Source organism: Aeromonas sp. LsrichE-8G (assembly GCF_022869435.1).
GTDB lineage: Bacteria > Pseudomonadota > Gammaproteobacteria > Enterobacterales > Aeromonadaceae > Aeromonas > Aeromonas caviae.
In genome coordinates, this window is the sequence record NZ_JALIHH010000034.1 from 35,828 (window position 1) to 55,933 (window position 20,106).

The window sequence follows — 20,106 nt, forward strand, 5'->3', positions numbered from 1 at the left end:
GCGAGCAAGAATGTAGCCAATTCATCCAATTGCAACCCAATTGCCATCGACTCTTCATCCAACTGTCACCCCGCTGTCATCCCCGCTGCCTATCATGACCCCGTTTTCAAAACAAAAGCTTGCAACACCACAAGGGATTAAGATGAAAAAGCTGACTGTAGTGGCACTGGCTCTCACCGCAGCCTTCCAGGCTCAAGCCGTTGAAGTGTACAAAAATGACACCTCCATGCTGGATCTCTATGGCCGTATCTACGCTGGCCAATTCTTCGGCGACAAAAAAGAAAACGTCGATACTGCCAATCCGAATGGCACCAAGGATTACAGCGCCAAGCAAGGGGCCAACCAGTTTGTCCGTTTCGGTGCCAAAGCCGAGACCCAGATCCAGAGCGGCCTGAAAGCATTGGCCCAGTACGAAGTACAGATGTACATCAACGACAGCGAAAAGACCTTGGGTAAAGATGGAAGCACAGACAACCTGCGCACCCGTCTGGCCTTTGCCGGTGTCGGCGCTGACTGGGGTACCGTGACTTTCGGTCGCCAGAAAGGGGCCCCGGGCTTCCTGGCCGACTGGACTGATGTATCCCTCTCCGACGGCTACGGCAACGAAGCGCTGGGCGCCAAGACTGACACCTTCGCCACCAACCGCGCTGGTTCCGTGTTGAAGTATTCCGGCCTGTTCAATGGCTTCCAGTTTGATGCCAGCTACAAATTTGATGGCGGCCAAGAAGAAGACAAGAGCAGCAACAAGACCTCCGCAGCTGACCCAGCCTATGGTGCAGCCGTGGCTTACACCTTCCCGTTCAATCTGTCTTTGGGTACCGCCTACAACGTTGGCCAACGTCAGGAAAAGAATACCGAAGACGCCAAACTGTGGCTGATCTCTGCCAAGTTCGACAACAAGGCGGCCTATGCGGCTCTGAGCTATGCCGATGGATCTGACTTTGTCCAAAGTGGCACCGACCATACCGGCTGGGAAGCCGCGCTGGGCTACAACTTCGAAAACGGCTTCGGTCTGATGGCCCTGTGGAACAAACAGGAGCAGGAAGTCACTGGCGGCAAGAAAACCGATGCCATTGACTACTACACACTGGGTGCCCAGTACAAATTCAACAAGAACCTGCGGGTGATTGGCGAGTACCGCATCAACAATCTGGACAGCGTTGCCGGCAAAGCGACTGCCAACAAGGATGACTTCCAGCTGGCGGCCCGCTACGACTTCTAAGTCGGCAACCACCTGACGACACGGCGCGCAGAGCACTCTGCGCGCCGTTTTTTATTGCGTCAGGCCAGGGGTTTGTACGCCGACACCAGCAACAGCATGGGGCGCTCCGCCTCCTCCGCCAGGGCCGGGTTGGCCGCAATCTGCGCCGCCGTCGGCCCCCACTCCTCCACGCGGCGGATCTGGAACCCTGCGGCGACAAGGGCATTGAGGTAGGTGCCCAGGGTGCGGTGATACTTGACCACCCCCTCCGCCAGCCAGTTGCTGACCCGCTTGCCCTCCGCCTGGTAGCCGTTGACGGGCCAGGAGCGGCGTCCCTCTGCATCCACCAGCCAGCCTTGCGGCTGCGGGCAGGTGAAGATGGGGTGCTCCACCGAGAACACCAGGCTGCCGCCAGCCACCAGCGCACGGTGGATCTCCGCAAACAGCGGCGCCACCTCGGGCAGGTAGTGCAGCGCCAAGGAGCTGTAAATGAGATCGAAAGGCTCATCGGACAGCGCAAGACCGTCCAGATCCCCCTGCCGATAGCGGATGGCCTCATCCCGGGTCAGCTCGGCGGCACGGGCCAGCATCTTCGCGGAGAGATCGATACCGACCACATCGGCAGCCCCGAGATCTCTGGCTGCCCGGCAGAACCAGCCATAACCGCAGCCCAGATCCAGCACCCGCTTGCCGGCAAGATCCGGCAGCATGGCGTGCAGCGCCGGCCACTCCGGCGCCCCCGCCAGCCCGTGGAGGGAGCGTGGCAGTTGGGCATAGCCCTCAAAAAACCCTGGTTCGTCATAGATATTTTGTGACATTGCACTGTTTCCTCTTGAAGATGGTCAGCCTCTCTGGCCGACGACCCGGCCCTTGCCAAGCATACCCGTCGGTCATGACAGACCATAAAAAAAGCAGAGACCCGGGCGGGCCTCTGCTCTGTCTTGCACCCGCAGCCTGGCTGCGGGGCAACAAAAAAGGCCATAGACGAGGCAACGTCTATGGCCTTGGTTCAGTCGTGCGGCAAGGTCACGGCTCCCGCGAGGTAGCGAGATCCGGTCGTCACTGCACGATGAATGGATGGGAGGTCTGGGCCTCCACCGGCTCCGGACAATGCTTCATCGTGCGCATCTGTACGGAGTTCATTCGGGTCACTCGCTGATCCGAAGCATAAAGGGTCATGTCACTCACTCGGCCGGGCCGGTTCCATCAACACATTGAAAAATCTGGTGCCACTCTAGGGGACAGGAGTCTCAGAGGCAAGCCCGGCAGATCATGTTTGCCGACCCTCTCACCCCAGCTTCTTCTGCCAGAACATAGCCCGGCCCACCTCGGGATCGAGCTCATAACCCGCAAAGCCGCTGGCACGATAGGCAGCCTGGGCCACCTTGTTCCCCTCCAGCACCTCCAGGGTCAGCTTGCAACAACCGAGCTCCCGGGCGAGCCGCTCCGCCTCCGCCAACAGCTGCTTGCCGATGCCCTGGCCGCGATGGGCAGGGTGCACCGCCACGTCGTGGATATTGAGCAGCGGCTGACAGGCGAAGGTCGAGAAGCCCTCGAAGCAGGTGGCAACGCCAGCAGGCTCCCCATCGACCCAGGCCAGCAGCACGTGGGCACCGGGTCGCGCGGCCAGGGCTTCGGCCAGATTCGCCTTCACCTCGTCCGCCAGTGCACTGCCGCCCCCCATCTCGTCCCTGGCGTATTCGTCCAGCATCGCGATCAGCGCCTCGCCGTGGCGAGGGTTGTGCAGATCCGCCCTGATGATCTCGACCATGTTTCTCTCCCTGTGTGTTCCGGATGGTGCGCCAAGGCGCGAGGCCACCATGGTAGCGTCCCCTCCGAACCGAACCAAGGTTCCCCCGGCCTTTTCCCCGAGGTTCCAGCCCCCTCAGTGCCTGCCGCCAATGATCTCTTTTTCTTGCATCTTCTCCTTGCAAGGCAAATGAAAATCAATATCATTAGCAACCTCTCGCGATGAGAGAAATCAATAATTACAATTAAATCAACAAGTTCAGGCCGATTGGTCGACAAAGAGTCACACCCAGATGAACCATTCCAACTCCCCGCGCGCCTTGCTGGGCGTCGCCTTGCTGGCGGTTTGCACCAGCCCCCGTGCCGAAGACGAAACCCTGACCGTGGTCGGCAAACGCAGCCAACATGAAGAGGTCGCCACCGCGACCCGCACCGCCACCCCGGCCAAGCTGGTGCCCCAGAGCATCGAGACCGTCAAGGCAAGCGAGCTGACCGCCTTCGGCCAGCCCACCCTGAGTGAAGCCCTGACCGGCATCCCCGGCGTCAACGCCAGCGGCGACACCCGCTTTGACGGCGTCACCATCCGCGGTTTCAGCGCCAGCAACGACTTCTACCTCGACGGCCTGCGCGACGACATGCAATACACCCGCGACCTTGGCAACATCGAACGGGTCGAAGTGCTCAAGGGCCCCGCCGCCGTGCTCTACGGCCGTGGCAGCACGGGCGGCATCGTCAACCGGGTCAGCAAGGTTCCCCAGAAGGGGCAGGCCTCCAGCGTCAGCGCCCAGGTCGGCAGCTTCGACAGCCGACGCTTCGCCGCCGATCTCAACGGCGAGGCAGGAGAGCGGGTACAGGTGCGCCTGAACCTGGCCCAGGAGGACAAGGAGAGCTTTCGCGACGACGTGACCAGCAAGCGCACCCTGCTGGCCCCCTCCGTCAACTGGGAGATCACCGACACCCTGAACTGGCTGGTGCAGTACGAGCGCAACGAGCACGATCGCACCCCGGATCGCGGCATTCCCGGCGTCGATGGTCGCCCGGCGGATGTCCCCATCGAGAGCGTCTACAGCGACACACGCCGCGACTTCATCGATGATGTGGCCCAGTCCACCCGCTCCCGCTTCACCTGGGACATCAACGATCAGTGGCAACTGCGCCAGCAGCTCGGCTACACCACCCTCGACAGCCAGTTCGACAATACCTATGTCACCAGCGTCAAGGGTGACAAGGTGACCCGCGCCCGCTGGCAGCAGGATCTCAAGGCCAGCAGCCTCACCAGCAACACCGAGGCGGAAGGCCAGCTGCAAACCGGCCCCATCGCCCATCGTCTGCTGGTGGGTCTGGAGCAGGGCTGGCAGGATCGCACCCCCAAGCTCTACCAGAACGCCAACCCGATCCCGGCAGGCAACCTCTATGAACCGGGCTCCCTGCCCACCTACGACGGCGCCATGAAACTCTCCAGCGACGCCCATCACAGGGTGCGCGGTGTCGGCCTCTATGTGCAGGATCAGCTCAGCCTGGGCGACTGGCACCTGCTGGCAGGCCTGCGCCGCGACGACTTCACCGTCACCAGCCGCCGCAACGACCTCGACAAGGAAGAGACCCTCTCGGTCACCAGCCTGAGTCCGCGCCTGGGCCTGGTGTGGAACCCCATCGAGGAGCATGCCTTCTACACTTCCTACAGCAAGACCTTCACCCCGGTGGGCGGTGAGCTTATCGGCATCACCCCGGGGGACAAGAACAACAACCTGGATCCCCAGCACACCCGGCTCTATGAAGGGGGCGTGAAGAGCGACTGGCTGAACGGCCGCCTCGCCACCACCTTCTCTCTCTACCGGCTGGAGATGTACAACAAACGCAGCAAGGATCCGCTGGATCCCACCCGGGTGATCCTCACCGGTCTGCAGCGCACCGACGGCATCGAGCTGAGCGCCCGTGCCCAGCTGACCGACGAGATCTATCTGCGCGGCGGCGTCGCCATCCAGGATGCCGAGCAGGTCAAGGCAGACGCGGACCTGCAAGGCAAGCGACCGATGAACGTCTCCCGCCAGAACGGCCAGCTGTTCGCCGGCTACCAGAGCGGCAAGCAGGGCTGGTTCGGCGAGACCGGGGTGACGGCGGTGGGGGATCGCTTCGCCGACAACGCCAACACCACCACCTTGCCCGGTTACGCCCGCTTCGACGCCCGTGCCGGCTACCGCTGGCCCCAGTGGGAAGCTCAGCTGAGCGTGGAGAACCTGACCGATCACGACTACTTCGTCAGCGCCACCAGCGCGGCCCAGATCATGCCGGGTACGCCCCGTCAGCTGCACCTGACCGCCGCCTACCGCTTCTGATCCTCCCTGTTTACCGACCCCTCTGGCCAGCGTTCGCTGGCCAGATTGTTATGAAGCACCGAACGATGACACGCAGAAAACTCCCCCTGCACAACAACAAGTGGGTGCGCCGCATCCACGCCTGGGCAGGCTTTGCCACCCTCACCCTGATGCTGCTCTACGGCCTCACCGGCCTCTGGCTGCAACACAGGGCCGTGCTGCCCCTGCCCGGTCCCCACACCGCCAAATCGAGCGAAGAGATAGTACTGAGCACGCCGCTGGCCAGCCCGGATGAACTGAAAGCCCTGCTGCAACAGCGTTATGCAGACATGTTCGAGGAGGGGCGACCCCAGATCACCCCTCCCCAGACCCTGCCCACACCTTCCGGCTCCCTCACCCTGCCGGCCCGCTGGGAGCTGCGCGGTGTCACCCTCAGCCAGAGCGTGGCCGCCAGCTATGTGGAAGGCACTCTGCTGGTGCGCACCGAGCTGCAGCAGGCCAACTTCGCTGCCAGCCTCAACCGGCTGCACCGTGGCATGGGCACCGGCCTGCCCTGGCAACTGGTGGGGGATTTGGCAGCCCTGGCCATGCTGCTGCTGGCCCTCACCAGCCTGCTGATGTGGAACAAGCTGCACGGCCCCGCCGGTCGCGGCATCACCCTGCTGCTGCTGGGCGCCCTGGTCACCGTGCTGGTGGCCCTGCTCTAGCCCTTTTACCGACACCAAAACGGGATCCCGCTCCCGGCGGCGGTAACCTTGCCCGCACCTCGGGTAACAAAGGGTAACCGGCCGCCGATGGGGGTCACAGTTGGCGACCAGGCGGCTGGATAGGGAACGCCTGCGGCTGATAGGGTGCGCCCAGCTCCCGAACGCCGCGAGGAATCATGCGCATCTCCAGCATCGAATGCGGGCGAGTGGTGGCCATCCTGGCCGTGATGACCATCCATCTCTCCCCCTTCAGCAACCCCTTCGACCCCGCCCTGTGGGACGGCACGCCCTACCCTCTGGTCGGGGCCGTCATCAACCAGCTCTGCCGCTTCGCGGTGCCGCTGTTCTTCCTGTGCGCCGGTTACTTCTTGCAACCCGCCCTCGCTGCGGGCCACCCGCTGACGGTCGCACTGCGCTACTGCCGACCCCTGCTGGGGCTCTGGCTGGCGTGGAGCCTGCTCTACGTGCTGATACCCTTCAACCCGCTCGCGGCGGTGAGCGAGGGCTACCTGCCCGCCATGGCAGGCCAGTGGCAGATGCAGCTCGGGGATCATCTCAACGTCTGGTGGGTGGGCGGCATGATCCACCTCTGGTTCCTGCCCGCCCTGATGGTGGCGGTGCTGATCCTGGGGCTCTGCCAGCAGGCCCGCCTGCCGAGGCTGGCCCTGCTGCTGGGGGCCCTGCTCTACGCCCTGGCCCTGATCGGCGGCTCCTATGGCCCGCTGCTGCCGGGGGGCGAGTGGGCCCTGCTGACCCGCAACGGCCCCTTCTTTTCCTTGCTGTTCGTGGCGCTTGGCGCCGAGCTGCGCCTGCGTGCCTGGCAGCCGGACGCCAGGCGCTGCGCCCTGATGATGATGGCGGGGATGGGGCTCTACGCCCTGGAGGCCGCAGGTCTGCTGCGCGTTGCCGCCGTCCCCCTCGCTCGTCATGATTTCCTGCTGGGTTCGCTCCCCTGGGCGCTGGGGCTGTTCGGCCTGCTGCTGGCCAACCCCGCATGGGGCAAAGGCAGCTGGCTGGAGCGCCAGGCCCCCAAGGTGCTCGGCCTCTACTGTCTGCACATGATGCTGGTGGTGTGGCTGATGATCTTCGGCCCCCAGGGCAAACAGGTGTGGTGGGAACTCCTCAAGGTACCCGCGCTGCTGGCGCTCACTCTGCTCGGCTACCGACTGCTGGCGGCCACCGCCCTCAGCCGCTGGTTGCTGCGGGCTCGCTGAAGGGGGCAAGGGATCGGAGGGAGGCAGCTCCCTCCCCTACGCCGGTTCACGGCAACAGGCGACCTGCGGGTCGCTTTTTTGTTACAAAAACTCCACTTTTGCCCGCTGGCGGGTGACGACGGGGCCTGTGCTGCTACCATGCCCCTCTTTTGACGAATCCAGACGAGACACCTATGCAGATCCGCCCCTTCACCCCGGCCGACACCGAGGCCATCCTCGCCATCTGGCTCGAAGCCTCCCTGCAGGCCCACCACTTCATCGAGCCCGCCTACTGGCACGCCAACCTGGTACCGATGCGAGAGATCTACCTGCCCGCCGCCGACAGCCAGGTACTCTGCCTGGGTGATCAGCTGCTTGGCTTCTACTCCCTGTACGAGGGCGCCCTGGCCGCCCTCTTCGTGGCCCCCGCGCAGCAAGGGAAAGGGATGGGCAAGGCCCTGCTCGAGCACGCCAAGGGGCAGTTGCCGACCCTGCGGCTGCAGGTCTATCAGCAGAACCGGACCGCGTGCGACTTCTATCGCTCGCAAGGGTTTCAGGTGACGGCCGACGCCGTGGATCCCCACACCGGCTGCGCCGAGTGGGTAATGGTCTGGTCGGCGCGGAATTAACTTGGCTCTACGGGATGGGGTTCTTCGCGGGTTGCCGCGTCTCTCAGTACCAGCAGGTCGCCGTGGTTCAGCGCAAAATCGTGCATCTGCTGGAGCAGGGGGATCAGGGCGACGCCAAGGGGGCTCAGACAGTACTCCACCCTGGGCGGTACGTCGGGGTAGAGGGTGCGGATGATGACACCGTCGCTCTCCAGCTCCTTGAGCTGGGCGGTGAGCACCTTCTGGCTCACCTCGGGCAGGCAGCGGCGCAGGTCGCCAAAGCGCCGGGTCTGTTCGCGCAGATGAAACAGAATGGCCGGCTTCCATTTGCCGGTCAGCAGGCTTAATACCTGATAGGCGGGACAGGGCAGTGAGGGCACGGTATGGCTCGTGAGTGGTTACTTTGCGGTAACTATGCCACGAAAATGTGCCTTCTTGCAGCCAAGATACCGGCTTCCTATGATGCGGATTCCGTCAATCAACGCCCACGAGAGGTTTATCATGCCCAGCCTGCTGCAGATCCATTTCAACTTCCCCGTCGAGATGATGGGACCGGCCCTCACTGCTGCGGCCATGCCGCTGGCCGACTCCATCACCCGGGAGCCGGGCTTCATCTCCAAGATCTGGACCGAGAACCCGCGCACCGGCGAGGCGGGCGGCATCTATCTGTTCGAGGATGAGGGGAGCGCCCTCGCCTACGCCACCATGCACGAGCAGCGGGTGCTCGCCATGGGCGCCAGCGCGGTGCAGTACAAGGTGTTCGACGTCAACGAGCCCCTGAGTCGCCTCACCAAGGGCATCGCCTAGTCCGAGCGGGGCTCAGAACCTCAGGGTCAAGCCGATATTGGCCTGCCACTGGGTGATCAGCTCCCCCCTCACCCGAAAGGCGCAGATCTCGGGGTTGCAGAGAAACTGGCTGTCGTCGTTGACCAGGGCACCATAACCGCGCACCTCGGCCCGCACAGCCAGATGTTCGGTCAGGCGCGGCTGCACCCCGAGGGCCAGGGACATGGAAGGGGCCGTCTCGCTGTCGTAGGCATCCAAGCGGGTGACCCCTATCCCGGCACCGATATAGGGGGCCATCAGGTTGTCCGAGAGAGTCAGGGCCCCGGCAAACTGCAGGGTGTCCACCGTCAGCCTGTCGGGCAGTTCGGGGGACACCCGGGTCGACTGGTGGCTGTAGAGCAGCTCCACCATGCCGGGGTCATCCACCTCCCTGCTGATGAATAGCCCCCAACTGCCGGAGCGCTCCCCTTGCAGGGTGTCTATGTCGCTCCCGTGCGGCGTGGGGGCCGGCTCGTCCATGGCCCGAAAGTCGATGGCCGAGCTGTATCCCGCAAAGGGAGTCAGCTGCCAGCCCGTCGCCGGGGGCTCGGCTGCCCAGCCCGCCAGGGGCAGCAGCAGCCCCGGCACCATCCCCATCGCTCCTCTCATGTGCTCATCCTTTGGTGAAAGACCTGCGCAAAGCATATCAGAGCGCCCGTCTCCCACACTGGACGGGGGCTGTACCAGCCCCATTGCCCCGCTCCCGATGGAAATATCTGTGCTCCCAGGGGTTATTCATCCGGGATTAACCTCGTCCCCGTAAGCTGGCGGCGCCACAGCGGTGGCATCAACAGACGAGGATCTCAGGAATGGTTGCCGCGCAACTCAACGACCCCCAAAGCACGCTCTCCGATACCCTGAGGGCCACCGCCCACGCCATCGAGGAGAGCCACATCAGCCTGCGCCAGATGCTGGCCCTGGTGGGCGAGCAGGGCATGCTGCTGTTTTGCGTGCTGCTCACGGTTCCCTTCCTGCTGCCGGTTTCCATTCCCGGCGTCAGCACCCCCTTTGGCCTGCTGATCCTCTTCATCGGCATCGGCATCACCCTCAACCGGGTGCCCTGGCTGCCCGCCTTCCTGATGGAGCGCCGCTTTGCCGCCGAGCACCTCAAGCCGACCCTGCACAAGGGGGCGGATCTGCTGGCCCGCATCGACCGCTTCATCCGCCCGCGCCTGCTCATCCTGACCGGCAGCGTGACCATCAACCGCTGCAACGGCCTGCTCATCATGCTGGCCGCCCTGCTGCTGATGCTGCCGCTGGGCGCCATTCCCTTCACCAACGCCATGCCCGCCTGGGCCATCCTGCTGCTGGCCATCGGCATGTTGCAGCGGGACGGTCTCTTCGTCGCCCTCGGCTATGCCCTGGTCGCCGCCACCCTAGTCTGGTTCAGCGCCCTGGCCATCGGCCTGCTGATGGCGGGGCAGAATATCTCGACCCTGTTCGGCTGATCTGGCCCGGCCAAATGAAAGAGGGCGACCCCGGGTCGCCCTCTTTCCTGTTCACTGCGCCCCTCAGGGCGCCCCATCATGGGCCACCCGGTTGCGCCCGCCCCGCTTGGCCCGATAGAGCCACTCGTCCGCCCGGGCCAGCACGGTGCCAAGATCCTCTCCCGGCCGGATCAGGGTGGTGCCCAGACTCACGGTCACGGGGGCGGGATCCGGCGCCATGGCCGCCACTGCGGCGCGGATCCGCTCCGCCACCTTCAGCAATATCCCCTCGTCGATCTGCGGCAGCAGGATCAGAAACTCCTCGCCACCGCTGCGCACGAAGAGATCCTCCCCCCGCAACTGGGCAGAGACGCACTCGCAGACCCGGCACAGGACCTTGTCACCGGTCTGGTGGCCGAAGCGATCGTTGATCTGCTTGAAGTGATCGAGATCCAGCATGATGAGGCCGGTGAGATGCTGCCCCTGCACCCTGTGGTGATACTGGTCGAAGAAGAAGTGGCGGTTGTAGAGGCCGGTGAGCTGATCCGTCTCCCCGAGCCGCTTGAGCCGCTGTTGCAGCTCGTGCTGGCGGGTGATGCTGCGGGTCATCCAGGTCACCGCCCGCTTCCCCTCATATAAAGAGGGCAAGGGCGCTATCTTGCCCTCGAAACGCTGCATTCCCTGGGGCCCGGCGTCGGCGTCGATGCCGTCCACCTCGGCGGGGGAGAGGTCATACTCCACCACCTGCACTTGGCCGCTGGCGAGGGCCTGAGCCACCTGCGCCATCACCCACTGCGCCTTGTCCTCGGGCAGCACGTCCAGCAGTTGTCTGCCGATCAGCGGGTTGCCGTTCTGGTAGGACTGCTGCTCCATCCCGCCGATGTACTCGATGTAGTAGCCATCTTCGCTGAGGATGAAAACGGGATCCGGCAACTGGGCCATCACTTCGTAGAGTTGTGCCACTGAGAGCGCCATCCGAGCTCCTTACTATCCATGGGAGTAGGTCCCTGTACTCCTGTTATACAAGACTCATGGAGTATCGCACAGGGGCAGAAAGCTGCCTGCCGGGCGGGAAGGATGCGATCGGTGACGTGTTCACCGGACAAGCCTCCGGCAAAGTGAATGGTAGCAATCGGGGATGCTGTCAGAACCAGAATTCTCAGACAGTCAGGAAGGTGTTTTTGCCTTCAGGCAGTGCGACATGCCAACCCCTATGACGTCAGGGGCGCCACAGGGGTATTCCCGCCCCCGGACAAGGGGGGCAAGGCCGGATCCCGGTCAAGAGGGATCCGGCGAGCCGGCATCAGCGGGCTGCGGATCGGCTGGCATTCCAGAGCAGTTCACCGCTCTTGAGATCCATCAGGCTCATGGCGAGCCGGTAGCGGCCCCCTTCAGAGAGGAGATCCCCGTAGAGCATGTAACCCGCCCCGGTCTGGCGACCCAGACGCACCAGGGAGGCGGGGTTCATGCCCCCCTGCTGGTATTCAAGCTGACCCGTGATGGCCGCCACCTGGCCCGGGTCTGCGAAACGAAAGCCGCTATTGGCCTGAATGCGCTGGATCATGGCCACCGCCAGGGGCTGGGTGCTGAAGGGCTCACCTGTACCGTTCTGGGGCGCCATCAGCAGCAGTACCGGGCTGCTGCCCGCCAGTGCCTGCACATCGGCGGCCTTCAGGAAGTCATCGGCCAGGGCGACCGCCAGCCCCGTCGGTGCCACGGGTTTGGGAGCAGGCACCGGCTCGGCCTTGTCAGGCTCGGCCACGGGTTTCTCTGGTTTGGTCACCGGCTTGTCCGGCTCGCCGACCGGCGCAGGCGTCCCCCCATAGGGATTGACCGCACATCCGCCCAGCAGCAGGGCACCCACCATCAACAAGGAACGCAGCTTCATCTTTTCTCTCCGCCAGAAGTCCGCAGGACGGACTTCGCCAAAAGCCCGTGGGGGCGGAGCACCAGCCCCGCATCCCTCCCATGCTAGAGACAAACCGGCTCCGGGTCGATGCGCAGCCGGCAATCAGGCGACAGGGATTGGCCCAGACAGGTGTATAAGGCAGGACAAGAACACAATACAGATGTCATGTGAATCTCAACCAAGCAACATCAATCCGCAGCCCCCCCCACAATATCGAGACTCCTTTCCCCAGATTGACCACTTATGAACGAGAAACATCCAACACAAACACGTCAATTAGGGAAAGTGCGAACAAGTATCCCACGAACAAAAAATGAAAGTTTTAGTCATTTAATATCAATGGGTTACCATTAAATGCTCTCGTGCCATATGACTTATTCGCACCTTCCCTAGTTTGAAAGCCTCATCCAGAGTCAGTTATTTCCGATACTACGCCATATATCAGATAGTTGGGGATATTTCCCTGTTGATATTGAGAGGTGTGACATGAACGAGCATTACAACGCACACCGTACTAACTGGCCAAGATCGGGCGCGGTCTTGGTTCCCCCTCTTATTCGCTGAGACGAACCCGCTTGTCCAGGCCGCGAGACAGGATGTCGAGCGAGCGGCGCCGGGCCATGGATGGCCCGTCGGCGCGTGCCGTCGGACAAGCGGGTGAGACGAAGGAACCCGACGAAGTCGGGCGAATAAGCGGGGGTGGCCTTTCTTTTGGTGACTTTTCTTTGGCCACGCAAAGAAAAGTTACTCGACCAAGCCCGAAGGGCGGGCGAAACCCCTTCGAGGCCAGCGGCCTCGCGTCCTGCACGGCAAGGCCGTGCCACCACACAACGGCTCCTGCCGCCAACACCATGCCTCGGAACGGACGATTACGCCTGACGGCTAATCGACCCTACGATGGCAATGAAATGCCGCATAAAGACCCCTCCCCAGCCCTCCCCTTCGCAGGGGAGGGAGCCAAAGGGTCGCCACCAGCAAGGTGTGTGGCCGAACGGCGCCCAATCGTTATACCGGGCGCCGCCGGTAAAGGGGGGCGTGGCCGCCCCTATCGGCCCAGGAAGGGTTCCCAATCCTTGAACACCGGCTGCAACCCTGCCTGCCGCACGGCGGCGGCCACTTCCCCCACCGGCCTGTCGTCGTGGATGGCGAACTGCTCCAGCTCCTCTTTATCCCCCTCGGCATAGCCACCCGGCTGGGTGCGCGACTCGGCCGACATCTGGGTGATGCCAAGGCGCACCGCGCCGTTGCGAAACGTAGCCGACTCGCGGGTCGAGAGGGACAAGTCCAGCGTGGGCGAGAAGAGGCGCCAGGCGCAGATAAGCTGGGCCAGCTGGCGATCCGATATCACAACCTCCGGCTCCAACCCCCCGGTGCAGGGGCGCAGGCGCGGGAAGGAGAGCGAGTAGCGGCTCTGCCAGTGGTGGCGCTCCAGCCAGGCGAGGTGCTCGGCGACAAAGTAGCTGTCGGCGCGCCAGTCCGAGGAGAGACCGATCAGCGCCCCCAGCCCTATCTTGTCGATACCGGCACGGCCGAGCCGATCCGGCGTGGCGAGGCGCCATGCGATGTCCCGCTTGTTGCCACGCAGATGGTGGCGGGCATAGGTGGGGGCGTGGTAGGTCTCCTGATAGACCATGACCGAATCGAGGCCGAGGGTTTTCAGCTCGGCGTATTCGTCCTGAGAGAGGGGCTGCACCTCCATCCCCACCGTGCTGAAGTGACGGCGGATGATGGGCAACACCTGCCGAAAATAGGCGAGCCCCACCTTGTGCTCGTGCTCGCCGGTCACCAGCAGCACGCTGTCAAAGCCGCGCGCCTTGATGGCCAGACACTCGCGCTCAATCTCCTCGCTATTCAAGGTCTTGCGCTTGAGGCGGTTGCTCATGGAGAAGCCGCAGTAGGTGCAGTCGTTGGCGCAGAGGTTCGACAGATAGAGGGGCACATAGAAGCCGATGGTGTTGCCAAAACGCTGGCGAGTGAGCCGCTCGGCCTCGGCTGCCATCTGCGGCAGATACGCCTCGGCGGCCGGGGAGATCAGCGCCATAAAGTCCGCCAGGGTACGGCGGGAGGTATTCAGCGCCCGCTCTACATCGGCGGCGGTCTTGGCGCGGATCTGCATGCCGATATCGTCCCACTCCAGCTCGAGCCATCTATCGAGAAAACTCTCCGACTTTCTCTCAACCCCCTCCCGGCCTCCCCCTTCACAAGGGGGAGGTGTTAATCCGCCCCCCCGACCTCCTACTTCACAAGAGGGCGGAGTCGATACTCCCTCCCCTGGCAAGGGGAGGGTCGGGGTGGGGCCATTGGCATGCTGACTCATAACGCCCCCAGAAAATCGGTAAGCGGGCTGGAGGCTTGGGCCTGCAGGGCGCGGGCGCCGAGACCGGCTTCATAGGCACTGCGCCCGGCGGTGCAGGCCAGCGCAAAGGCGCGGCCCATGGCGATCGGGTCGCCGCTCACCGCGATGGCGGTGTTGACCAGCACGGCATCGGCGCCGAGCTCAAAGGCGGCGGCCGCATGGCTCGGCGCACCGATGCCCGCATCCACCACCACGGGCACATTGGCTTGCTCGACGATGATGGAGAGAAACTCCCGGGTCACCAACCCCTGATTGGAGCCGATGGGGGCGCCCAGCGGCATCACGGCAGCGCAACCCACCTCTTCGAGCCGCTTGCACAGCACGGGGTCGGCCCCGCAGTAGGGCAGCACCACAAAGCCCTCTTTCACCAGCTGCTCGGCGGCTTTCAACGTCTCGATGGGATCGGGCAGGAGGTAACGAGGGTCGGGGTGGATCTCGAGCTTGAGCCAGTTCGTGCCCAGCGCCTCGCGGGCGAGGTGGGCGGCAAATACCGCCTCGGCTGCGGTCTTGGCCCCCGAGGTGTTGGGCAGCAGCTTGACCCCGAGTTGCCGAAGGGGCGTGAGGATATCGTCGTGGGCCTTGCCCGGTTCGAGGCGCTTGATGGCCATGGTCACCAGCTGGGAGCCGCTTGCCTCGATGGCGGCGGCCATCAGTTCCGGGCGGGCAAACTTGCCGGTGCCGGTGAAGAGGCGCGAAGAGAAGGTGTGATCGGCAATCTTGAGCATGTCAGCATCCCGCCACAGTGGTAAGTAGAGATGGAGTGCCGCCGCAAGGCAGAACACGCGAAGATGGGACTGCGAGCATCATGGGTCAGCCTCCGGCAATGGCGGTGAAGAGGTGGAGTTCGTCCCCGTCATTGAGACGGGTCTCGGCCCAGCGGCCACGGGGCAGCACGGCGCCGTTAAGGGCCACCGCTACCCCCTGAGGGGGAATCTCCTGCACCGCCAGCAGCTCAGTCAGGCGCTGGCCGGTGGGCAGCGTCAGCTCGATATCGTTCAATCGGATCTTCATGGTTAATTCTCCTGAGCCGGGTGGGTGCTGCCGCAGACCGGGCAATCGGGGTCGGGAGCCAGCGTGAGGGTCTGCCACTGATGGGTCAACGCATCGAACCGGCGCAATGTGCCCGCCACCGGGCTCGGCATCCCGAGCAGCAGTTTCAGTGCCTCCAGCGCCTGCAAAGAGCCCATCACCCCGACCAGCGGGCCGGTGACACCGCTGGTCTCGCAGCTCTGACTCACCTTGGTATCCAGCGGATAGAGGCAGGCGTAGCAGGCGTGATCGCTGCTGGTGCGCACCATCAGCTGCCCCTGCCAGCCCACTGCGGCGGCACAGACCCAGGGCTTGCCCTGGGCCACGCAGGCGGCGTTGATGGCCTGGCGGGTGGCGAGGTTGTCGCAGCAGTCGATCACCAGATCCACCTCGGTCACAAACCCCGGCAGGCTGGCGGCATCGAGTCGCTGATTGATGGCAATCAGCTCCACCAGCGGGTTGTGGGCCGCCAAGCGCTCGCGGGCCAGCTCCGCCTTGGAGTGGTTGACCGCCTCGCTATCGAACAGGATCTGGCGCGGCAGGTTGCTGGAATCCACCGTGTCGCCATCGGCCAGCCACAAGGTGCCCACCCCGGCGCCGGCCAGATAGAGGGCGAGCGGCGAGCCGAGCCCGCCGAGGCCCACGATCAGCACGGATTTATCTTTCAGCCGCGCCTGACCTGCTTCCCCCACTTCCGCCAGCATCAGCTGGCGGCCGTATCGCAGATACTCTTTGTCACTGAGAGAAGCGGCATCAGAGCGCATGTTCTGCCTCCCGTATCACGCAGGCCGAGCGCGGTTCATCCCCCGCCCCCACGGCAGCGAGCAGCCGCTCGGTCGCGCCCTGCCAGTCATCGCTCGCCGTGATGGCCGAGACCAGCGCAATGCTGCCGACCCCGCTTGCCTTGACCGCCGCCACCCGCTCCTCGCTGATGCCACCGATGGCCACCGTGGGCCACTGCGCCATCAGGGCGCGGTAGTGGTGCAGCCGCGCCAGCCCCTGGGGGCGCGAAGGCATCGCTTTGGTGTTGGTCGGGAAGATATGGCCGAGCGCGATATAGGAGGGGGCAAGCTCGCGGGCCCGCATCAGCTCGAAGTAGCCGTGGGTGGAGATGCCAAGGCGCAGCCCCGCCGCCTGAATGGCGGCGAGATCGGCGGTCTCCATATCCTCCTGCCCCAGATGCACGCCCCAGGCCCCCGCCTCGATGGCCTGCTGCCAGTAGTCGTTGATAAAGAGCCGCGCCCCATGGCGGCGACCGAGCGCGACCGCATCACGAATGGCCGGCGCCACCTCTGTGGCGGGCAGATTCTTGATCCGTAGCTGGATGGTCTTGACCCCGGCCCCCAGCAGACGCTTGAGCCACTTGACCGAATCCACCACCGGATAGAGGCCGAGGTGGTGTTCGGTCGGCGCGAAGGGGCCCTGCGGCAGACGGGCGCTGCTCGCGTCATAAAGTCCGAAGCGGCGATCGAGCGGCGATCCCGCCAGCACGGCACGGGGGAAGTGGGCAAGATCAGCAGGCCAGCCGAGATGGGCGATGGGGCCGGGGCCGGCCCCCACCCCTTGCGCCGCCGCCAAGCCCTGTTGCAGGTAGGCGCGCGCCAGGGTGATGGCGTCCTCCACCGGATAGTCCTGCGCCACCACGGCGGCGATGGCGCTGGCGTAAGCGCAACCGGTGCCGTGACCGTGGCGGGTATCGAGGCGCGGCGCGGCGAGCCAGAATTCGCGGGTCTCATCCTGGTAGTAGTCGAGGCAGAGATCCCCGCCCCATTCAAGGTGGCCCCCCTTGACCAGCACGGCGCGAGCGCCGAGTTCGCGCAGCCGCCGGGCGGCGAGGCGCACCAGCTCGGGACTGGTGGCGGGCAGGCCGGTCAGGGCTTCCAGCTCGGGACCATTGGGGGTGATCAAGGAGAGGCGCGGCAGCAGGTGCTCGCGCACCGCCACCAGCATGCCGGGCTCCGCCATGGGGGTGCCGGTGCTGGCGATGGCCACCGGGTCGTAGACCACGAAGGGAGCCTCGACGGTCGACAACCTGCGTGCCAGCACCTCCACATGCAGCCGGGTCGGCAGCAGGCCTATCTTGATGGCGGCGGGTGGCAGATCCAGCCCCAGGGCATCGATCTGGGCGGCGAAGGTCTGCATCAGCACGGGGTCGACCATCTTCACCGCCACCGAGTTCTGGGCGGTGATGGCGGAGATGACAGAGCAGCCGTGCACGCCGAGGTCATGCATTGTGTGCAAGTCGGCCTGAATGCCGGCCCCGCCGCCGGAGTCGGACCCGGCGATGGTCCAGACCACGGGGCGGGCCTGCGTCACGGCGGACAGGTCGGCGGGGCTGACAGCCCCGCGCTCGCAGCTCACGCCTCCTCCCCTGCGGCCTGCTTCAGGGTCGCCGCCTGATGGTAGATCTCGCCGCCGGTCTCCTTGAAGGTTTCAGCCATGCGGGCCATGCCGCTCTCCACCTCGGCCACCACCCGCTCCTGCTGACCGTCCATGCCGACCAGCTTTATCTCTACGGCTTCCAGCTTGGCGGCGTAGTCGCGCACGTCCTGGGTGATCTTCATGGAGCAGAACTTGGGCCCGCACATGGAGCAGAAGTGTGCCACTTTGCCGGACTCCTGAGGCAGGGTCTCGTCGTGGTAGGCGCGGGCGGTGTCGGGATCCAGGGCCAGGTTGAATTGATCCTCCCAGCGGAACTCGAAGCGCGCCTTGGACATGGCGTTGTCGCGGATCTGGGCGCCCGGGTGGCCCTTGGCAAGGTCAGCAGCGTGGGCGGCGATCTTGTAGGTAATGAGCCCCTGCTTCACGTCCTCCTTGTTGGGCAGGCCCAGGTGCTCCTTGGGGGTCACGTAGCAGAGCATGGCGCAGCCGTACCAGCCGATGAGCGCGGCGCCGATGCCGGAGGTGAAGTGATCGTACCCCGGTGCAATGTCGGTGGTGAGCGGGCCCAGGGTATAGAACGGCGCCTCGTGGCAGTGCTCGAGCTGCTCGGTCATATTGCGCTCGATCATGTGCATGGGTACGTGGCCGGGGCCCTCGATCATCACCTGCACGTCGTATTCCCAGGCAATCTTGGTGAGCTCGCCCAGGGTGCGCAGCTCGGCGAACTGGGCCTCGTCGTTGGCGTCATAGACGGAGCCCGGACGCAGACCGTCACCCAGCGACAGACTGACGTCATAGGCGGCGCAGATCTCGCAGATCTCGCGGAAGTGCTCGTAGAGGAAGTTCTCCTTGTGGTGCGACAGGCACCACTTGGCCATGATGCTGCCACCACGCGACACGATGCCGGTGAGGCGCTTGGCAGTCATCGGCACGAAGCGCAGCAAGACGCCGGCGTGGATGGTGAAGTAGTCCACCCCCTGCTCGGCCTGTTCCAGCAGGGTGTCGCGGAACAGCTCCCAGGTGAGGTCTTCGGCGATGCCGTTGGTCTTCTCCAGCGCCTGGTAGATGGGCACGGTACCGATGGGCACCGGGCTGTTGCGCAGGATCCACTCGCGGGTCTCGTGGATGTAGCGGCCGGTGGAGAGATCCATCACGGTGTCGGCACCCCAGCGGGTGGACCAGACCAGCTTCTCCACTTCCTCTTCGATGCTGGAAGTGACCGCCGAGTTGCCGATGTTGGCGTTGATCTTCACCAGGAAGTTGCGGCCGATGATCATGGGCTCCGCTTCCGGGTGGTTGATGTTGCTGGGGATGATGGCGCGACCGGCGGCCACCTCATCGCGCACGAACTCGGGGGTGATGTTCTGGGGCAGTCTGGCGCCAAAGCCCTGACCCGGGTGCTGGGTGCGCAGGAGTTCTGAGCGCACCCGCTCGCGGCCCATGTTCTCGCGCAGGGCGATAAATTCCATCTCGGGAGTGACGATGCCTTGGCGGGCATAGTGCAGCTGGGTGACCCGGCGGCCCGGCTTGGCACGGCGGGCGCTCGGCAGATGTTCGAAGCGCAGGTGATCCAGCCCCTCGTCCGCCAGCCGCTCCTGAGTGAAGGTGGAGCTCAGCCCGTCCAGCGCGTCGGTGTCATCGCGCTCCAGCACCCAGTTCTCCCGCAGGCGCGGCAGACCGCGGCGCACGTCGATGGGGGCGGCCTCTTCCCCATAGGGGCCCGAGGTATCGTAAACCGGCACCGGCTCGTTGGGCTCGAACTGGGGAGCGTCCTTGGTGCCGCCGACGAAGGTGTCGGCCAGCTGGATTTCCCGCAGTGGCACCCGGATGTCAGGGCGAGAACCCTGGATAAAGATGCGGCGGGAGTTGGGGTGCGCCATCCCCTTGAGGTTGTCGATAAAGGTCTGGGCGCTGGAGCGCTGCTCGCGGCGGCTGGATTTGGTGGTATCAGATACATTGGTAGACATAGCAAAACTCACATTAACTGGTTGAAGTTATGGGTGTTTGCTTGTCTGGAGTTCGAGGAGAAGATGAACTTGCGGCGGGGTGTGCTCGGGGGAGTGAGCCGGGCATGGATCTTCCCTGCTCTGCCGTCCCGTTGTTTCCCTAGTCTGGAAACCCGGCGCCCTAAGTACAACCGGACGGGACAACCTCCCCCTGTGCGCCTGTGCCAGCCAGAGGCGGTCTGCCTCCAGCTGGCGGGAAGGTGTGCCTTCCCTAGCGCGGTAACCCGCAAGTTACCCTTGTTTCCCTTCGCAGGTCTTAACCTGATCAGGTTCCACGGATCCCGAATTAACGGTCTCAGCTTAGCGTCGTTCGACGGTCAGCACTCCGACAAGATGTGCGCCAGTATAAGTGGGGAAATTTAAAGTACAAGCCATTAACAAGGGGAAAGGGAGAGAGGT

The 20,106-nt window shown here is 64.3% G+C and carries 19 protein-coding genes and 1 riboswitch; of the genes, 7 read left to right on the plus strand and 12 right to left on the minus strand.

The window, feature by feature from the left end; genetic code table 11:
* Positions 1-142: 142 nt before the first annotated feature.
* On the plus strand, positions 143-1,222 hold the full coding sequence (locus MUW49_RS07565; RefSeq protein WP_005355196.1) for a porin: 1,080 nt from the start codon (positions 143-145) through the stop codon (positions 1,220-1,222).
* 59 nt (positions 1,223-1,281) lie between these two features.
* On the opposite strand, the gene MUW49_RS07570 is transcribed toward MUW49_RS07565, so the two are convergent.
* The gene (locus MUW49_RS07570) at positions 1,282-2,019 is read right to left on the minus strand and encodes a class I SAM-dependent methyltransferase (protein WP_042015364.1); all 738 of its coding nucleotides are present in this window, start codon (positions 2,017-2,019) and stop codon (positions 1,282-1,284) included.
* A gap of 470 nt (positions 2,020-2,489) precedes the next feature.
* The gene (locus MUW49_RS07575; RefSeq protein WP_041212247.1) at positions 2,490-2,972 is read right to left on the minus strand and encodes a GNAT family N-acetyltransferase; all 483 of its coding nucleotides are present in this window, start codon (positions 2,970-2,972) and stop codon (positions 2,490-2,492) included.
* A 271-nt stretch (positions 2,973-3,243) separates the two neighbouring features.
* Here MUW49_RS07575 and MUW49_RS07580 point away from each other — a divergent pair, with 271 nt between their 5' ends.
* The 4 genes from MUW49_RS07580 to MUW49_RS07595 all read left to right on the plus strand — a co-directional run bounded on the left by MUW49_RS07580 (position 3,244) and on the right by MUW49_RS07595 (position 7,794).
* Positions 3,244-5,286 (plus strand): TonB-dependent siderophore receptor, encoded by a 2,043-nt coding sequence (locus MUW49_RS07580; RefSeq protein ID WP_128296854.1) that lies wholly within the window; start codon positions 3,244-3,246, stop codon positions 5,284-5,286.
* 65 nt (positions 5,287-5,351) lie between these two features.
* A complete protein-coding gene (locus MUW49_RS07585; RefSeq protein ID WP_161957714.1) occupies positions 5,352-5,972 on the plus strand; it encodes a PepSY-associated TM helix domain-containing protein in 621 nt (206 codons plus the stop codon).
* A gap of 176 nt (positions 5,973-6,148) precedes the next feature.
* Positions 6,149-7,186 (plus strand): acyltransferase family protein, encoded by a 1,038-nt coding sequence (locus MUW49_RS07590; protein ID WP_049637275.1) that lies wholly within the window; start codon positions 6,149-6,151, stop codon positions 7,184-7,186.
* A gap of 173 nt (positions 7,187-7,359) precedes the next feature.
* Positions 7,360-7,794, plus strand: a complete 435-nt coding sequence (locus MUW49_RS07595; protein WP_113978258.1) for an N-acetyltransferase — start codon at positions 7,360-7,362, stop codon at positions 7,792-7,794.
* Here MUW49_RS07595 and MUW49_RS07600 read toward each other — a convergent pair.
* Complete coding sequence (locus tag MUW49_RS07600; RefSeq protein WP_113978256.1) at positions 7,791-8,153, minus strand: helix-turn-helix domain-containing protein; 363 nt, start codon at positions 8,151-8,153, stop codon at positions 7,791-7,793. The two genes, MUW49_RS07595 and MUW49_RS07600, sit on opposite strands and share 4 nt — an antisense overlap.
* Positions 8,154-8,274: 121 nt before the next feature.
* Here MUW49_RS07600 and MUW49_RS07605 point away from each other — a divergent pair, with 121 nt between their 5' ends.
* The gene (locus tag MUW49_RS07605) at positions 8,275-8,580 is read left to right on the plus strand and encodes a monooxygenase (protein ID WP_113978255.1); all 306 of its coding nucleotides are present in this window, start codon (positions 8,275-8,277) and stop codon (positions 8,578-8,580) included.
* Between the two features lie 12 nt (positions 8,581-8,592).
* Here MUW49_RS07605 and MUW49_RS07610 read toward each other — a convergent pair whose 3' ends face one another.
* Positions 8,593-9,207, minus strand: coding sequence for an outer membrane beta-barrel protein (locus MUW49_RS07610; RefSeq protein WP_052814438.1), 615 nt, complete (start codon positions 9,205-9,207; stop codon positions 8,593-8,595).
* 200 nt (positions 9,208-9,407) lie between these two features.
* Here MUW49_RS07610 and MUW49_RS07615 point away from each other — a divergent pair, with 200 nt between their 5' ends.
* The gene (locus MUW49_RS07615) at positions 9,408-10,046 is read left to right on the plus strand and encodes an exopolysaccharide biosynthesis protein (RefSeq protein ID WP_010672675.1); all 639 of its coding nucleotides are present in this window, start codon (positions 9,408-9,410) and stop codon (positions 10,044-10,046) included.
* A 63-nt stretch (positions 10,047-10,109) separates the two neighbouring features.
* Here MUW49_RS07615 and MUW49_RS07620 read toward each other — a convergent pair whose 3' ends face one another.
* The 8 genes from MUW49_RS07620 to thiC all read right to left on the minus strand — a co-directional run bounded on the left by MUW49_RS07620 (position 10,110) and on the right by thiC (position 19,668).
* Positions 10,110-11,000 carry a sensor domain-containing diguanylate cyclase gene (locus MUW49_RS07620; RefSeq protein WP_052814437.1) on the minus strand — a complete coding sequence of 297 codons (891 nt, stop codon included), beginning with the start codon at positions 10,998-11,000 and terminating at the stop codon, positions 10,110-10,112.
* A gap of 328 nt (positions 11,001-11,328) precedes the next feature.
* A complete protein-coding gene (locus MUW49_RS07625; RefSeq protein WP_010672673.1) occupies positions 11,329-11,913 on the minus strand; it encodes a hypothetical protein in 585 nt (194 codons plus the stop codon).
* Between the two features lie 1,066 nt (positions 11,914-12,979).
* Positions 12,980-14,251, minus strand: coding sequence for a 2-iminoacetate synthase ThiH (gene thiH, locus MUW49_RS07630; protein WP_202211755.1), 1,272 nt, complete (start codon positions 14,249-14,251; stop codon positions 12,980-12,982).
* Entirely contained in the window at positions 14,248-15,015 is a 768-nt protein-coding gene (locus tag MUW49_RS07635; RefSeq protein ID WP_052815867.1) for a thiazole synthase, read from the minus strand. The genes thiH and MUW49_RS07635 overlap by 4 nt, the downstream gene beginning before the upstream one ends.
* Before the next feature lie 85 nt (positions 15,016-15,100).
* Positions 15,101-15,301, minus strand: coding sequence for a sulfur carrier protein ThiS (thiS, locus tag MUW49_RS07640; RefSeq protein WP_039040452.1), 201 nt, complete (start codon positions 15,299-15,301; stop codon positions 15,101-15,103).
* 2 nt (positions 15,302-15,303) lie between these two features.
* Positions 15,304-16,083: a HesA/MoeB/ThiF family protein gene (locus tag MUW49_RS07645; RefSeq protein ID WP_052815866.1), complete on the minus strand. Its 780-nt coding sequence runs from the start codon at positions 16,081-16,083 to the stop codon at positions 15,304-15,306.
* A complete protein-coding gene (thiE, locus tag MUW49_RS07650; protein WP_052815865.1) occupies positions 16,073-17,680 on the minus strand; it encodes a thiamine phosphate synthase in 1,608 nt (535 codons plus the stop codon). The genes MUW49_RS07645 and thiE overlap by 11 nt, the downstream gene beginning before the upstream one ends.
* Complete coding sequence (thiC, locus tag MUW49_RS07655; protein ID WP_052815864.1) at positions 17,677-19,668, minus strand: phosphomethylpyrimidine synthase ThiC; 1,992 nt, start codon at positions 19,666-19,668, stop codon at positions 17,677-17,679. The genes thiE and thiC overlap by 4 nt, the downstream gene beginning before the upstream one ends.
* Positions 19,669-19,931: 263 nt before the next feature.
* A riboswitch (TPP riboswitch) is annotated at positions 19,932-20,045 on the minus strand.
* Positions 20,046-20,106: the final 61 nt, after the last annotated feature.

What these genes read in the sequence shown, in the direction of transcription:
- MUW49_RS07635 (WP_052815867.1), bottom strand. Translation starts at nt 15,015, where the DNA reads ATGCTCAAGATTGCCGATCACACCTTCTCTTCGCGCCTCTTCACCGGC.
- MUW49_RS07610 (WP_052814438.1), bottom strand. Translation starts at nt 9,207, where the DNA reads ATGAGAGGAGCGATGGGGATGGTGCCGGGGCTGCTGCTGCCCCTGGCG.
- MUW49_RS07590 (WP_049637275.1), top strand. Translation starts at nt 6,149, where the DNA reads ATGCGCATCTCCAGCATCGAATGCGGGCGAGTGGTGGCCATCCTGGCC.
- MUW49_RS07585 (WP_161957714.1), top strand. Translation starts at nt 5,352, where the DNA reads ATGACACGCAGAAAACTCCCCCTGCACAACAACAAGTGGGTGCGCCGC.
- MUW49_RS07570 (WP_042015364.1), bottom strand. Translation starts at nt 2,019, where the DNA reads ATGTCACAAAATATCTATGACGAACCAGGGTTTTTTGAGGGCTATGCC.
- MUW49_RS07580 (WP_128296854.1), top strand. Translation starts at nt 3,244, where the DNA reads ATGAACCATTCCAACTCCCCGCGCGCCTTGCTGGGCGTCGCCTTGCTG.
- thiC (WP_052815864.1), bottom strand. Translation starts at nt 19,668, where the DNA reads ATGTCTACCAATGTATCTGATACCACCAAATCCAGCCGCCGCGAGCAG.
- MUW49_RS07565 (WP_005355196.1), top strand. Translation starts at nt 143, where the DNA reads ATGAAAAAGCTGACTGTAGTGGCACTGGCTCTCACCGCAGCCTTCCAG.
- MUW49_RS07620 (WP_052814437.1), bottom strand. Translation starts at nt 11,000, where the DNA reads ATGGCGCTCTCAGTGGCACAACTCTACGAAGTGATGGCCCAGTTGCCG.
- MUW49_RS07595 (WP_113978258.1), top strand. Translation starts at nt 7,360, where the DNA reads ATGCAGATCCGCCCCTTCACCCCGGCCGACACCGAGGCCATCCTCGCC.
- MUW49_RS07605 (WP_113978255.1), top strand. Translation starts at nt 8,275, where the DNA reads ATGCCCAGCCTGCTGCAGATCCATTTCAACTTCCCCGTCGAGATGATG.
- MUW49_RS07625 (WP_010672673.1), bottom strand. Translation starts at nt 11,913, where the DNA reads ATGAAGCTGCGTTCCTTGTTGATGGTGGGTGCCCTGCTGCTGGGCGGA.
- MUW49_RS07645 (WP_052815866.1), bottom strand. Translation starts at nt 16,083, where the DNA reads ATGCGCTCTGATGCCGCTTCTCTCAGTGACAAAGAGTATCTGCGATAC.
- thiH (WP_202211755.1), bottom strand. Translation starts at nt 14,251, where the DNA reads ATGAGTCAGCATGCCAATGGCCCCACCCCGACCCTCCCCTTGCCAGGG.
- thiS (WP_039040452.1), bottom strand. Translation starts at nt 15,301, where the DNA reads ATGAAGATCCGATTGAACGATATCGAGCTGACGCTGCCCACCGGCCAG.
- MUW49_RS07615 (WP_010672675.1), top strand. Translation starts at nt 9,408, where the DNA reads ATGGTTGCCGCGCAACTCAACGACCCCCAAAGCACGCTCTCCGATACC.
- MUW49_RS07575 (WP_041212247.1), bottom strand. Translation starts at nt 2,972, where the DNA reads ATGGTCGAGATCATCAGGGCGGATCTGCACAACCCTCGCCACGGCGAG.